Raw genomic sequence first — 13207 nt, forward strand, 5'->3', positions numbered from 1 at the left:
GAATTTCGCAAGCGAAGGCGTTAAAATTATGGTGTGTTACAGGAGCATATTCAAAATAAATACATTTACAAAATGCAGAAACGAAAATGCTTATTTCGGTTGGTATTTTTTTTATCTCTGGTGGCATTAGTTGTGTCGCTGGTTGTCAATATCTTCCTCTTCTCCCAAGCCAAATCGTACTACCTGCAACTGAACAAAACCAATCTCGATCCCCTTGGACTACAAACCTTTAGTGGGGATGCGTTAGCTGATCGTTCATCGACTCACTCTCCAGTAACCGTTGTCTTCTTTGGTGACTCGCGAGCAGCAATGTGGGTTGAGCCAGACAATATCAACGATGTTTCTTTTATCAATCGTGGCATTGGCAGTCAAACGTCCACTCAGGTATGGAAACGTTTTGATCAACATATTTTACCCTTACATCCCGATATTATCGTTGTGCAAGTTGGGATTAACGATTTGAAAACAATCCCGCTATTCCCTAAGCAAAAAGCCGCCATTATCAGTAACTGTAAGACTAATATTCACAAGATTGTCGCTCGTGCAGTCAAACAGGATGCCACTGTTATTTTAACCACCATTTTTCCCATTGGTTCGGTTCCCCTGATTCGTCAACCCTTTTGGTCACCTGATGTCGCCAAAGCCGTTGAGGATGTCAATGCTTACCTCTACTCGCTAAAAGCCAAAAATGTCTTAATTTTAGATGCCTATTCACTTTTGGTAGAGGATCAGCACGTTAAAAGCCAGTACATTTACGATACGTTACATATCAATCCCAGGGGGTATCAGGCGCTCAATCAGGAGTTAAAAAAAATGCTCTTGGCTGGATTAATAGACATTCATAAATAATAAGTAATAATTCAATCGGTAGGATGGGTTTAGCTATTCAAGCAAGCCTAGCCAGTAATAATTGCTTAACTTGAGGATTGGCAGCAATTATAAAATTAGTATATCTATCCATGGGCAGAAGCTAAGGTTATCATTAGCAGCTACAATTAGCATTTCAAGCTAATTTCGGTTTGATACTTTAAAGGAGATGGCAATGTTACAATTTTTAATCAATTTTCAGCGACGGATTGGCAAAATGCTTTGGGCTTTAAGTTTAATTACTTTAATCAATCTAGGGAGTTTATTACTCCTGAGCAATCAAGCCGTATTAGCTGACTCTGATACACCCTTGACGACTCCACCAAAAGCAGAAAAGACCGAATTAGGATTGTCGCAGCAAGAGAAAGAAGAAGCCTACGAAGAAGCCAAAGAAGCCCTGTCGCAAGATCCGCAAAAAGGGGTGGAAAAACTTTACGAGGAGGAAAAAGAAAAGTATGAAGAATCTCAGCCCGACAAGAACGTGTTAGAAAAAGCGAAAGACATGATTGAAGGGCTAACAAACAACGATTAAACGCAACTGAAGTTCCCCCAGGCAAAAAGTTCACCGGGCGACTATTCACCAGTGTTTAGTCGTCCTGTTTGTAGTTCGTAGTTTGTAGTTTGTAGTTTGTAGTAAGGGCTTTAGCCTATCATCGCTACAACGTAGGAACTAACCTCAAAGTTATACCGGCGCTAAAGCGCAACTACAAGCGCAACTACAAGCGCAACTACAAGCGAAATGTAAACTTTATGTTAAAAAAGTAACGAAAACTACACTTTATTGGCAATTTAATCAAATCCCGTGAAATAATCGTAGTAAGGACAAGTCGCACCGACTTTAATCTTTTCTAGATCAAGGAGAGATGAAGCCGTTGTTTTGTTCATCGATAAGCGCGATCGCGCCTATATATAAGTTTTGCTTAATTCAAACCCAAAATTACTCAACTGGCGCTGGAGTCTGGACATTAGGGACTTGAATCGCCAAGCAAGCTGTGCTGGTGATTGGGTTTCCTGGTTCAATCCCAATCCCAGGGGGCGATTTGTCTTGCGATCAAATTCTCTCTAATTTGAGTTCAATCCCTTATCTTTATGAGGAACAATGGAATGTCTGATTCATTATTAGCTGATGCTGGCACCCGATTGCAAGCGGCGATGAAACATGTCTCGATTTCCGAAGATGCGATCGCCCGCTTAAAGCATCCTAAAATGAGCCTGAGTGTGTCCATCCCGGTTCGCATGGATGATGGCTCATTAACCATGGTACAAGGATATCGAGTTCGATATGATGACACCAGGGGACCCGGAAAAGGCGGTGTACGCTATCATCCCAACGTTTCCCTGGATGAAGTTCAATCCCTCGCCTTTTGGATGACATTTAAATGTGCGGTATTAAATCTACCCTTTGGTGGTGCGAAGGGGGGAGTGACGGTTAATCCCAAAGGCTTATCCAAACTGGAACTCGAACGCCTCAGTCGCGGCTACATTGACGCGATCGCCGATTTTATTGGACCGGATGTGGATATTCTTGCCCCTGATGTTTACACCAATGCCATGATTATGGGGTGGATGATGGATCAATATAGCATCATTCGGCGTCAAATTAGTCCCGCTGTCGTCACGGGTAAACCCATCACCATGGGTGGAAGTGTGGGGCGCGATGGCGCAACCGCTACGGGGGCTTACTTTGTGATTGAATCCATGGCACCTAAACTGGATCTAATCCCCCAATACACGACAATCGCAATTCAGGGATTTGGTAAAGCTGGGGCGGTATTGGCAGAACTCCTGGCTAAAGCTGGGTATAAAGTTGTTGCCATCAGTGATTCTCAAGGTGGAATTTATGCCAAAAAAGGCTTAGATATTCCCAGTATTCGCCAGTATAAAATGTCAAGTCAAAGTCTGCAAGCGGTTTACTGTCAAGACACGGTTTGTAATATTGTTGAACATGAACAGTTAACCAATGCCGAACTCTTAGCCTTAGATGTAGATATTCTGATTCCGGCGGCGTTGGAGAATCAAATTACCCACGAGAATGTTAACGATGTCCGCGCCCGCTATATTTTTGAAGTCGCCAATGGTCCGATTACTTCAGAGGCGGATAAGGTTTTAGACAGCAAAGGAATTCTCGTATTTCCCGATATTCTGGTTAATGCGGGTGGGGTGACAGTGAGCTATTTTGAATGGGTACAAAACCGCAGTGGACTCTATTGGAAAATGGCAAAAGTGAATGAAAATTTGAAACAGAAAATGGTGGAAGAAAGCCAACATATCTGGTCAATTTATAAAGAGTTAGCTGTTTCCCTGCGAACCGCTGCTTATGTTCATGCGTTGAATCGCTTAGGGGAAGCCCTTAATGCTAAAGGAACCCGAGACTACTATGTCAATGGTCGCATTCCTGGCATGAATTCCCGGTAATTCATTCACGCGATCGCGAAGGTAGATGTAGGAGCAGATTTTATAGCACTACGCACTCTAGTTAGGACAAATGAAGAAAAATTCAAATTGCTTGACCCTGAGCGAAGTCGAAGGGTCAGACAATTTTCGACCGAACCTAAATTTCGACAGGGTGTTGAAAGCCTTATTGTACTGTCAATCCAGGTTGTATAAGCCTTTGGACAATTGTGGTGAGAAATCCGGGTATAACCACCAAGCGAAAAGCTTGTAACACCATTCGTCCTCAACTACCTCGTAAAATTACTGCTGGTTTTGCTGAAATCAGACGCCGGATGTTTCACCTCGTAAGCATTCAACTTATTATTTAGTTCTCGAATGCGGCGCGAGAGTAAGCGAATAATATTAATCGCAATTCCTGGTGTCTCATCAATGGCGTCATACAATTGCAATTGAGTCAGCATCAGACATTCGCAGGTTTCCAATGTCGTCACCGAAGCCGAACGCGGTTCAGCATCAAACAGTGACATCTCGCCAAAACAAGCACCTTGCTTCAGATAAGCCAAATCGCGATCGCCAATGTGAACCCGCACGGAACCGGATACCACAATATACAGCGATCGCCCTTCTTCCCCTTGGGTAACAATCGTATGATCACTCGGAAATGATAACTCATCCATAACCGAAGCAACGCGCACCAGAAAATCGTCCCGCAATTCCTGAAAAATGGGGACGCCCCTGACAAAAAGTAAACGCTCAACGCTGGTTAACATGGGGTTAGCGGGTAGCTGCTGGGGATTGGTTCCAAGTGTAGCTGTAGAAAGCTCTAGTTTACTTTATCCCACTTTGACTGATAATAGAGGAATAAACCTTTCCTAACGACTGCTCCATCAGCTCACCAGACCAAATTCGTTACTCATCTGTTGAGCTACCGCCGCCACCAACCGATCAGAATCATGTTTGAGCATCGGTAGTAACTCAATACAAGAGCGAGGCGATGCGGCTTTCAAATAGGTTAAAACCGCTTCTCGGACAAAACCCGTGGGATGACGCAGACAGACTAACGTTGCAGCCGGTGTCAAACTCATATAAGCCCCCCGCGCTAAATGGAAACAACAAGCCAGAGTCCAATCCGAGAGAAAATGACGGAACTCAATCAATCGTCGCACGCGATCGCTAGGATTCATCGGTTGATAAGACACCAGTTCTTGCAAACATTCCAGCTTTTCGCCAAAGGAACGGCGATCAAACAGCGTCAAAAAGGCTTGCTTTTGGGGAATATCTATGGTATTGTCCAATATTTCCAATCCCATCGCAATATTGGAGCGGGACTCAGATTCCAGATTAAAGGATGCCGCTTGAATTGCACCAACGGGATAAAGAAACTTCATCAGCAAAAAACAATTCTCCAGCAAATCCTTTTGCTGATCATTTAACGCCCGTCGCAGCAAATCTGCCTCCTGTCCACTGATCAGTTCTGGCTTCAAATCCACCAGAGCGGCATAAATCTGACCCAAAAACAGCAGTTCTTGCTCAATTAACGTCTCAATCCCACTCCGTCCCAACTGATCTAGCACCACATCGATTCCTTCCTCATTGGGAATTTTCAATAAGCTGCGGAGAATATTACGACGGCTGATCCCCCAACTCGTCATTAGCTGTTGCACCAGATAGTTCAGGGTTTCGGGTGTGCCAATCTCCGCCAACGCCGTCCAAGCTTGTACCCGAACTAAATCCGGTTTATGGATATCTTCTGCCAACTCCAGCAGCAACGGAATCGCTTCATTCCCCAGACGCACCAACGCCATGCGAGCCGCTTCACGAGTCGATTTGTAATAAAGTCCTCGTACTAGCGATGGATAAGACTCTTCCAAATGAGTTGCCGCAATCACCTCTAATAAAGCGCAACGAACACGCAACGATTCATCTTTTAACAGATGAGGAATATAAACTCTCAAGGCTTGCAAATACTCTGCCTCTCCTAAGGCTCGTGTCCCCATAACTCGTTCTCGTTCCCGTTTTGAGTTCACCATTCGCCGCAGGATCTCTGTCGCTTCCGCCTTCTCTTGCGGGGTTCCCCGACGCAAGATAATCGCGGCGGCTGTGGCTCGCACCATCGGATCAACGGTTCCATGGAGATAAGGTTTAATCGTGTCAATATCCAATTCTGGTTGAGTCAGCCAAACATAACGCAGCGCCAACGCCAACACTTCTGGCGGCGGTTTCTGCTCAATCAAGACTTGCACGTCCCGACAATAGGCGGGGTTGGGATACTCCAACATCGCCTCTAGACTCTGACACTGAAGCGCAATAGAAAGGCGAGGCAAAAGGGGAGCCAGTACCTCACCCACATTCGTGGGGTCAATCTGGGATAACAGTTGAATACAAGAGCGTTTATCCGCTTCCGTACCCGGTTGCTCTAAGGTTTCTATCACCGTTCGCTTGAACGCCTTTAAGTCAACATCAGAAAACCCTAAGCGTCCTTGTTCAGCGCTATCAACCAGCAAGGTAACGTAAGTCGAGCGCATCGACCAAGCACTCAGCAACCAGATTAGGGAGAAAAACACAATAGCAAGAATAAACATACCACTCTGCCATTGTTGAATTTGGGATTCCGGCTGTCCCGGAAATAGGTGATGCAACAGCCAGATCCCAGCGAGCATACTTATACCTGTAACACCCGTGGTTATGGGTTCTGCAATTCCCTGTACTCGGGTTTGCAGGGCATTACGAATTCCTTCGGGTATCGGTTGAAACAAGAACGGTTCAATGCCAGCAATTAAGGTATAGCGCAGGAGTTCGTCAATAAACCGCAGAAAAATTAGACCGACGAATAATCCGGTCACGAATCCGGGAATGGTAATGACTGCACCGAATAGCTTAATCACCACATCCAGTAAACCACTCAATGTGATTAAGCCCATAATCGCTAAGGACGCAGGTAGCATCATCGCCGCGACAAAGACGCCCAGACGTTCCACGGCGCGACTGGATATGAACCACTGAGAGGTGAGTTCAAATATGCCGACAATCCCACTGAATAACCCCAAAAACCCAGCAATATCTGAAGCTTCTAAATTTGCCTCTAATTGACCCAGATACTGGAACTCTACCAGCAGATACAGGGCTTCACCGAGAATAAAAAAGGCAAATAACGGCACAATATAGCGTTGTAGATGTCCGGTCGTGCGGCGAACCACAAATTTCTGGTCATCGTCTTCCCAATCCCTTGTGGGTAAGTTAGGAAAGGCTTGCTGGTAGCGTTGGGTTAAATAAAACAAAGTGCCAGCGCCAACCATCATCATCAACGCCGCCACCACGAGAACGTTTTGAATTGTGCCGACAACCAACAGCAGCAGGGGTAAAGAAAAGCCGGAGATCACATCAGCCACTAAGAGTCCTGATGACACAATCGGATAGGTGCGCTTAATTTCCCGAATATTGAATAATTGATTCGCGGCAACTTGAGAGTTGAGATCATTGAGAACTTCGACCGCATCCATCCACAATCGCAACAGAAAAACGGTACCCAAGGCGATTAACCCGTTTAAATAGCTAAAGCCTAGGGTCAACCGTAAGATCAACAAGGGTACGCACGTTAGGAAAGCGACTGTAACTAAGACACGCCTCATCGGTACCCGTTCTTGTAGCCAAGAGTATAAGACCCCTAGCCCAGACACCATCAGGGAGCTGGCGATATAAATGACGGGTAACCACCTCGCACCGTATTCGTCCAAGAACAGTGCTGTCGCACTATACTCAAACCAAAGCAGCCCAACTGAGGTAGCAGTGTAGAAGGCGAACATCAAAAAGGTGCGCTCGCCTTCTTCTGGACGAAGATTGACCAATTCTAGGATTCGCCGTACCCATTCATTTTGAATGCGAGTACGAGTTTGTAGTTTCATTTAGCAGTTTGTCCTTAGTCGTTAGTCCTAAGTCATTAGCTATAGTCCATAGCGGCTAACCCATGACTAATGACTAATGACCAATGAACCCAAGTCTTATTTTTTGGAAGAGAGTAGCATCATCATATTACGACCTTCCCGTTTGGGGGCTTGCTGCACTTCAGCAACGTCCTGTAAATCCGTTGCCATGCGCTTGAGCAAGTCTTCGGCTAAGTTGGCGTGCTGAATTTCTCGCCCCCGAAAGGTAATCGTGGCTTTAACTTTATCTCCTGATTTCAGAAAGCGCCTAGCTGCGTTGACACGCACCTGGTAGTCATGATCATCAATCTTATAGCGCATCTTGACTTCTTTAACGTCCGCCGTGTGTTGCTTCTTCCGGGCTTCGCGGGCTTTCTTCTCCTGTTCAAATTTGTATTTGCCGTAGTCCATGATGCGGCACACGGGCGGATCTGCCTTATCGCTAACCAAAACCAGATCCAATTCTTTTTCCTCAGCGATGCGTAAAGCCTCTTGAGGAGCAATGATTCCTAGCTGTGTGCCATCGGTATCAATCGCACGAATCTTAGGATAGCGGATTCTTTCGTTGATTTGGGGTAGATCGCGTTGGCGTCTTCTATCACTCACGGGTGTCTGCTTGAATTTCTAGTTGTTAAGGGTTGGATAAAAGTAAGCGGATTTTACTTGCCATTTTACTGACTCTGATCCAGTTTCTGTCCATCTTTTTAACGTAACTTCCAAATTGCCGGAGGATAGCAGAGAACCCTCGCGAGAGAGGGAATATTTGAAGCGTTTGTTAGTCCTGATTTTTCCTGGGTTATGGGGCATCTGCTGTAGAGAGTACCCTGAAGAAACCACTACAATAATAGGTAAGGAGTTGTAAACGTTTTTGAAGTTGAGGCATGGTGTGAATCCATCGGTATCGTGGCAGCAACGAGTCGGCAATCAACGAGACTGGGTTTGGCAAGGTTGGCAGACTCGTTATACTTATATTCGTCCACCGCAGTCTCACTCAACATTGACTCCTCCCGTTCTGCTGCTGCATGGATTTGGTACTTCCATCGGACATTGGCGTCATAACCTACCTGTACTGGGTCAGAACTACCCGGTTTATGCGCTAGATCTGTTGGGGTTTGGCAGTTCGCGCAAAGCTGGGACAAGGTATACGATTGAGTTGTGGGTCAATCAAGTTTATGAATTCTGGCGAACCTTGATTCAACACCCCGTAGTGTTAGTGGGTAACTCAATCGGTTCAGTGGTGGCTCTGAGCGCAGCCGCCACTCACCCGGAGATGGTTAAGGGACTTGCCTTGGTTAATTTGCCAGATTTTTCCCTCCGAGAAGAGGCACTTCCGGGTTGGCTGAGACCTGTGGTATCAACGGTTGAGGGTGTAGTCGCGTCTCCTGTGGTTCTCCAAAGTCTTTTTTATCTGCTGCGACGCCCATCAATTGTCCAGAAATGGGCAGGACTTGCCTATGCCAACCCCAAAGCTATTGATGCAGAATTAGTGGACATTCTCACCCACCCTGCTCGCGATCGCGGGGCGGCGGCTACATTTAGTGCGCTGTTTAAAGCGATGACCTCATCTAAATTTGGTCCTCCGGTCAAATCGGTTTTGCCGACTTTGGATAGTCCTATACTGTTAATTTGGGGGCGTCAAGACCGGATGATTCCTTCCCAGTTAGCCCAGCAGTTTGCCGATCTCAACCCGAATATCAAGTTGATCGAGTTGGATAATGCGGGTCATTGTCCTCATGATGAATGCCCAGAACAGTTTAATCAGATGTTACTCGATTGGTTAGCTGGGATAGAGGAAGTGTTGAGTGTTGAGTGTTGAGTGTTGAGTGTTGACCCTTCACGACCTTCAGGGAACCTGGTTTGTAGGGGCGGGTTTCACTATTAAGTAGGTAGGGACAATAAAAGTTAACGGCACAGATCGTCATTCGTCATACTCGCGCTCAACGCGCAAGCAAGCTACGTCATTAGTTTATGTAAGGGTTTGAGGTCTATTCACATAACTGGTGGATAGTTGAGTTTATTTCCACCAACCTACTTATCTTTTTTTACCTCCCCCGCTTTCCTCGCTTCCCCCGCTTCCCCCGCTTCCCCCTGCCCCTCTGGGTTAAGATCAAAGCGGAATGAGAAAAGTCTCCCGCTTGCATTGAACTATGAACAGCGCTAATTATACAGATACCTTAGACTGGACACCCGAAGCTAAGGCGAAACTCAAAAAAATACCGTATTTTGTGCGTACTCAAGCTCGACAACGGATTGAGCATTTAGCTCGTGAGGCTGATTTGGATGTCGTTACCGTAGATATTGTTGAGCAAGCTAGGATTGAGTTTGGTCAATAGGAACTAGAGTTTACCAGCGGACGCAAGGAGAGCCTGTCATTCCTACAAGTTCATGACTTGTTGACAAACTCGACACGTTAGAGTTGTCGCCGTAAAGGTTAGGACAGACTTATTACTTGTTAGAGTTAGAGTCCGCTAACTGTGATTATTGCACCGATGCTCTAGAAAATCTCTAGATGTCTCAACTATTATATAGGCTTGTATTGCAGTTATTCTCATGCCATTGATAATCCTGGTTGTAGATGACAACCTAGGTACTCGTCTTTCTGTGAGCGATTACCTGGAAATGTCAGGCTATTCAGTTGTAACGGCAGAAGATGGTCAAGAGGCTCTGTCTCTGATTGACAAGTATCATCCTCACCTAATCGTCACCGATATCAATATGCCGAAATTGAATGGCTATGAACTTGTGCAACAAGTTCGGAAACGACCAGCTTTCCGCTTGTTACCTGTGGTTTTTTTAACGGAGCGCAGTAGTACTGAGGAGCGGATTAAGGGCTACCAGTTAGGATGTGACTTATATTTGCCCAAACCCTTTGAAATGAAGGAATTGAGTGCTGTAATTCGGAATCTGCTGGAACGGTCTCAGATGATGCAAGCCGAATTACGATTCTCTTCCACTGATACAGGACCATCAACCCCATCGCCGGAGACGACGGAGGCGACGCCCAAGTCCGAATCAACTCCTCGTGCGATCGCCTCCCCCACCTCCCCATCCAATGTACTGCATCTGACTCAACGGGAACAACAGGTTTTAGACTTACTGACCACAGGGTTATCCAATAGCGAAATTGGGAACAAGCTACACCTGAGTCCTCGGACGATTGAAAAATACGTCAGCAGTCTCCTGAGAAAAACAGAAACCAGCAACCGTGCCGAAATTGTGCGTTTTGCCCTAGAAAATCATTTAGTGGATTGACTAATTTGCTTTGTTATGATATGTAATTTCGTCGGCTGATTCATGATTGAAATCATCACAGATAAAGAGCGGGAGAACGGAAGCCCCCGTACTGAGCGTCGGGGGATGAAGTTCGACATTTCGACTTCGCTCAATGTTTCACACGGCGAATTTATTCGCCTTCGTTTATTAGCTGATAAACTTCTTTGATGGGCGGGGTTTTCCGGCATTCAAAAACCGCAGCAATTTCCGGTCGTTTGAGTATAAGCCGGGTCGGGTTAAGTTCAAAGGGAGCAAGGTCTATCTGCTCGATAAAGCCAACCGGGATAGAGAACGGTTTATCTGTACCGAGTGTGGACATTTCGATCATGCGGACAAGCAGGCGGCACGAAACATTAAGCACAAAGCCGTTGTTGAATATGGCTTGACGCTTCGACTCCGCTCAGCGTCAACACGCCCGCTGGAGTCGAGGTGTTGAAATTAGTTAAGGTACGCCGGGACTCGGCGGAACCCAAGCAGTTAAATCTGTTTGAAACGCCCAGCACTGAATTAACAGTGCTTAGCCCTGAGCGACTTGTACCGAGCGAAGTCGAGGTAAGTCGAAGGGCTAAAAGGAGAAAACACGACACCCGCAAGGGTAAACGTCGTGTGCCTGGGAACTTGGGAAGACAGCTAGAGCTGTTCTCTCAGGATATGTGGAATGTGAGTTCCGCAGAATCCCCCTTTTTCTAAAAGGGGGAGTGTCAAGCAGTATGATGGGCGGAGTCGTTCATTTCTGTCAATCAGTTGACCACATTGTCAACTGATCTAAGGCACAATAGTAGTAAGGGCTAGCTGGAGTTGCTAGGGATCAATTTGAAAGAATTGACAATTAGTAACTCTAACGCTAAAATACCGAATTCACACTGCTTTAGACTATGCTTCAAGACACTCGAACCATACGCTACTATCAGCAACTTACAGATGCTCTAGTTTTTATGTGGAACCGGGGATATCGCTTTGACGAACTGCGGTTATACGTTGATGGCTATCTTGATGCTCTTCGACATAGTAATGCTATAGAAGTTTATTTGATTCATCGCTTGGAGGAAGATGCTGTTCGTTATCTACGCGATCCCTCCAACTTTGAAGCCGTACCCTTACCAGAACCCGAAACCGATTACTATTAAAACTGGATGAAGTAATTAGGGCTTGCTGCACACCCCCCAAACCCTTAGCTGTCAAGGCTTTGAGTGGTATTGACATTTGCTCCTGTTCAAGGAAAAATCGAAAAAGATAGATCGAAAAAGCCTGCTTAAGCAGGCTTTTTGGTTGATTTTGCGCTCTATAGCTTAGAACGGGAAAGATGTCAAGATGCTAATGCCACTTCGACCATCTCCTGTAATTCGCCGTTCTGATAAAGCTCGATCATCACATCTGAGCCACCAATGAACTCGCCATTCACGTAAACTTGGGGAATCGTGGGCCAATTGGAATATTCCTTAATGCCTTGACGCACTTCCGGATCATCGAGAACATTCACGGTTGCGTAGGAAACACCCAAGGTATTCAGGATTTGGACGACATTGTTGGAAAAACCACATTGGGGCATCAGTTTGGTGCCTTTCATAAACACCACAATTTTGTCCTGGTTGATGAGCTGGTCAATCCGTTCTTTAACTGCTGACGTCATAGCTTTGCTGAAATGTTTTGTGTAGTTTTGTATGGGTCTAGTGTAGCGAGAGTTTATACAGCCTGACGGGTAGCTTGCCAAGATGCAGGGGTATAGGTTTTCAGCGCTAGGGCGTGAATGGCTTCGCTTGCCATTGCTTGCTGGAGAGCGCCATAAACAAGCTGGTGCTGTTTTACCAAGCTTTTGCCTTCAAACTGGGAGGACACAACGATCGCTTGCAGATGATCTCCACCGCCGGTTAAATCTTGTACCTGTACTTGAGCATCGGGAAGTTCTGCTTTGATCATTGTCTCAACTTGCTCTGGACTAATCATACCCACTCCATTTTTCTTCAACGTTCTACATATTAATTTAACGTTCTGGAGTCACGGATGAAGTCGGTTCGCTATTGCCAGAGGGGGGGAAGGGAGAACCGACGAATCCCAATTCAAAAAGCTGCTGGTAAGCTTTTTTGCCCAAATCACGGGTGGGATTCTGAGAACGAATGATCTGAATCAGTAAGGGAACCGCTAATTCCGGTTGATCTTGGGCGCGATGTACCAACGCCAACTGATAGGTGGCTTCATCCCGCATTTCTGCTGTCTTGAGTGCGTTTTGCCGATGCTCATTGAAAATCCGGTTATCAATTCCCGAAAAACTTTCAGCTAACTGCTGATAGAAATTAGACAATTGGTTGAAAACTTGACGCGCCTGCTGAAGTTTTTGAGAGGCTAACGTATAGTCTTGAGCTTCAATGGCTTGATTTGCCTCTACCATTAACCGCTGTCCCCCCTGTAAACTCAGCAGGCTATCGTCCTGAGTTAAGGGGCGTAGCTCAGTAGAATCATCTGGCTCAGGCTGCATTTGGCTGACCTCTTCTGGAAGCGCAGCCGCTTGAGTTTGAGCGTGGGCGGGGGATAAGAGCGCCACACTCGTCGTGAAGGGAAAGGCAACAAGGCAGGTAAAGCCAAGGCTATGAATCGTTCCAGAAGAGATCATGTAAAAAATAGGGATAGTATTTTAACAAACACAGAACTTGTCGGGTATCTTACCATCGACAGATGCGGCAAGGGGAGTCAGATGACGATCGCTAGACTTGGGGGCAAGGAATTTGCCGTCCATCACTAACCATCAGCGATGACCC

The 13207-nt window shown here is 46.0% G+C and carries 14 protein-coding genes; 7 read left to right on the forward strand and 7 right to left on the reverse strand.

Annotated elements, in window-relative coordinates; translation table 11 throughout:
• Positions 1-72: 72 nt before the first annotated feature.
• From MC7420_RS04820 to MC7420_RS04830, 3 genes are all read left to right on the forward strand, one after another.
• Positions 73-849 (forward strand): SGNH/GDSL hydrolase family protein, encoded by a 777-nt coding sequence (locus MC7420_RS04820; RefSeq protein WP_044205273.1) that lies wholly within the window; start codon positions 73-75, stop codon positions 847-849.
• Positions 850-1042: 193 nt separating this feature from the next.
• Positions 1043-1399, forward strand: coding sequence for a hypothetical protein (locus MC7420_RS04825; protein ID WP_044205125.1), 357 nt, complete (start codon positions 1043-1045; stop codon positions 1397-1399).
• Between the two features lie 572 nt (positions 1400-1971).
• Complete coding sequence (locus tag MC7420_RS04830) at positions 1972-3282, forward strand: Glu/Leu/Phe/Val family dehydrogenase (RefSeq protein WP_006098817.1); 1311 nt, start codon at positions 1972-1974, stop codon at positions 3280-3282.
• 266 nt (positions 3283-3548) lie between these two features.
• Here the strand turns inward: MC7420_RS04830 and MC7420_RS04835 are convergent, their stop codons facing one another.
• From MC7420_RS04835 to infC, 3 genes are all read right to left on the reverse strand, one after another.
• Positions 3549-4031 (reverse strand): Crp/Fnr family transcriptional regulator, encoded by a 483-nt coding sequence (locus tag MC7420_RS04835; RefSeq protein WP_006098974.1) that lies wholly within the window; start codon positions 4029-4031, stop codon positions 3549-3551.
• Positions 4032-4148: 117 nt separating this feature from the next.
• Positions 4149-7163 (reverse strand): HEAT repeat domain-containing protein, encoded by a 3015-nt coding sequence (locus MC7420_RS04840; RefSeq protein ID WP_006099014.1) that lies wholly within the window; start codon positions 7161-7163, stop codon positions 4149-4151.
• Positions 7164-7259: 96 nt separating this feature from the next.
• Positions 7260-7787, reverse strand: a complete 528-nt coding sequence (gene infC, locus MC7420_RS04845) for a translation initiation factor IF-3 (RefSeq protein ID WP_006098862.1) — start codon at positions 7785-7787, stop codon at positions 7260-7262.
• A 280-nt stretch (positions 7788-8067) separates the two neighbouring features.
• Here infC and MC7420_RS04850 point away from each other — a divergent pair, with 280 nt between their 5' ends.
• The 3 genes from MC7420_RS04850 (at position 8068) to MC7420_RS04860 (ending at position 10433) form a co-directional block, all read left to right on the forward strand.
• Positions 8068-8997 carry an alpha/beta fold hydrolase gene (locus tag MC7420_RS04850; protein ID WP_006099021.1) on the forward strand — a complete coding sequence of 310 codons (930 nt, stop codon included), beginning with the start codon at positions 8068-8070 and terminating at the stop codon, positions 8995-8997.
• A gap of 331 nt (positions 8998-9328) precedes the next feature.
• Positions 9329-9514, forward strand: coding sequence for a PCP reductase family protein (locus MC7420_RS04855; RefSeq protein ID WP_006099000.1), 186 nt, complete (start codon positions 9329-9331; stop codon positions 9512-9514).
• Positions 9515-9731: 217 nt separating this feature from the next.
• Positions 9732-10433 carry a response regulator transcription factor gene (locus MC7420_RS04860; protein ID WP_044205129.1) on the forward strand — a complete coding sequence of 234 codons (702 nt, stop codon included), beginning with the start codon at positions 9732-9734 and terminating at the stop codon, positions 10431-10433.
• A 151-nt stretch (positions 10434-10584) separates the two neighbouring features.
• Here MC7420_RS04860 and MC7420_RS42290 read toward each other — a convergent pair whose 3' ends face one another.
• Positions 10585-10815: a hypothetical protein gene (locus MC7420_RS42290; RefSeq protein WP_232231641.1), complete on the reverse strand. Its 231-nt coding sequence runs from the start codon at positions 10813-10815 to the stop codon at positions 10585-10587.
• A 514-nt stretch (positions 10816-11329) separates the two neighbouring features.
• Here MC7420_RS42290 and MC7420_RS04870 point away from each other — a divergent pair.
• Positions 11330-11581, forward strand: a complete 252-nt coding sequence (locus MC7420_RS04870) for a DUF6761 family protein (protein ID WP_044205135.1) — start codon at positions 11330-11332, stop codon at positions 11579-11581.
• A gap of 179 nt (positions 11582-11760) precedes the next feature.
• On the opposite strand, the gene grxD is transcribed toward MC7420_RS04870, so the two are convergent.
• The 3 genes from grxD to MC7420_RS04885 are packed head-to-tail and all read right to left on the reverse strand — an operon-like array spanning position 11761 to position 13062.
• On the reverse strand, positions 11761-12084 hold the full coding sequence (gene grxD / locus MC7420_RS04875) for a Grx4 family monothiol glutaredoxin (RefSeq protein WP_006098788.1): 324 nt from the start codon (positions 12082-12084) through the stop codon (positions 11761-11763).
• Between the two features lie 53 nt (positions 12085-12137).
• Positions 12138-12398: a BolA family protein gene (locus tag MC7420_RS04880; RefSeq protein ID WP_044205138.1), complete on the reverse strand. Its 261-nt coding sequence runs from the start codon at positions 12396-12398 to the stop codon at positions 12138-12140.
• A gap of 37 nt (positions 12399-12435) precedes the next feature.
• Positions 12436-13062, reverse strand: a complete 627-nt coding sequence (locus MC7420_RS04885; RefSeq protein ID WP_006098801.1) for a hypothetical protein — start codon at positions 13060-13062, stop codon at positions 12436-12438.
• Positions 13063-13207: the final 145 nt, after the last annotated feature.

Origin of the sequence: Coleofasciculus chthonoplastes PCC 7420 (genome assembly GCF_000155555.1) — a bacterium.
Classification (GTDB): Bacteria; Cyanobacteriota; Cyanobacteriia; order Cyanobacteriales; family Coleofasciculaceae; genus Coleofasciculus; species Coleofasciculus chthonoplastes_A.

Bases quoted from the DNA above. Each gene is read 5' to 3' on its own strand.
- MC7420_RS04860 (WP_044205129.1), top strand. From the start codon at position 9,732: ATGCCATTGATAATCCTGGTTGTAGATGACAACCTAGGTACTCGTCTT.
- MC7420_RS04835 (WP_006098974.1), bottom strand. From the start codon at position 4,031: ATGTTAACCAGCGTTGAGCGTTTACTTTTTGTCAGGGGCGTCCCCATT.
- MC7420_RS04830 (WP_006098817.1), top strand. From the start codon at position 1,972: ATGTCTGATTCATTATTAGCTGATGCTGGCACCCGATTGCAAGCGGCG.
- MC7420_RS04820 (WP_044205273.1), top strand. From the start codon at position 73: ATGCAGAAACGAAAATGCTTATTTCGGTTGGTATTTTTTTTATCTCTG.
- grxD (WP_006098788.1), bottom strand. From the start codon at position 12,084: ATGACGTCAGCAGTTAAAGAACGGATTGACCAGCTCATCAACCAGGAC.
- MC7420_RS04870 (WP_044205135.1), top strand. From the start codon at position 11,330: ATGCTTCAAGACACTCGAACCATACGCTACTATCAGCAACTTACAGAT.
- MC7420_RS04825 (WP_044205125.1), top strand. From the start codon at position 1,043: ATGTTACAATTTTTAATCAATTTTCAGCGACGGATTGGCAAAATGCTT.
- MC7420_RS04840 (WP_006099014.1), bottom strand. From the start codon at position 7,163: ATGAAACTACAAACTCGTACTCGCATTCAAAATGAATGGGTACGGCGA.
- MC7420_RS04855 (WP_006099000.1), top strand. From the start codon at position 9,329: ATGAACAGCGCTAATTATACAGATACCTTAGACTGGACACCCGAAGCT.
- MC7420_RS04880 (WP_044205138.1), bottom strand. From the start codon at position 12,398: ATGATTAGTCCAGAGCAAGTTGAGACAATGATCAAAGCAGAACTTCCC.
- MC7420_RS04885 (WP_006098801.1), bottom strand. From the start codon at position 13,062: ATGATCTCTTCTGGAACGATTCATAGCCTTGGCTTTACCTGCCTTGTT.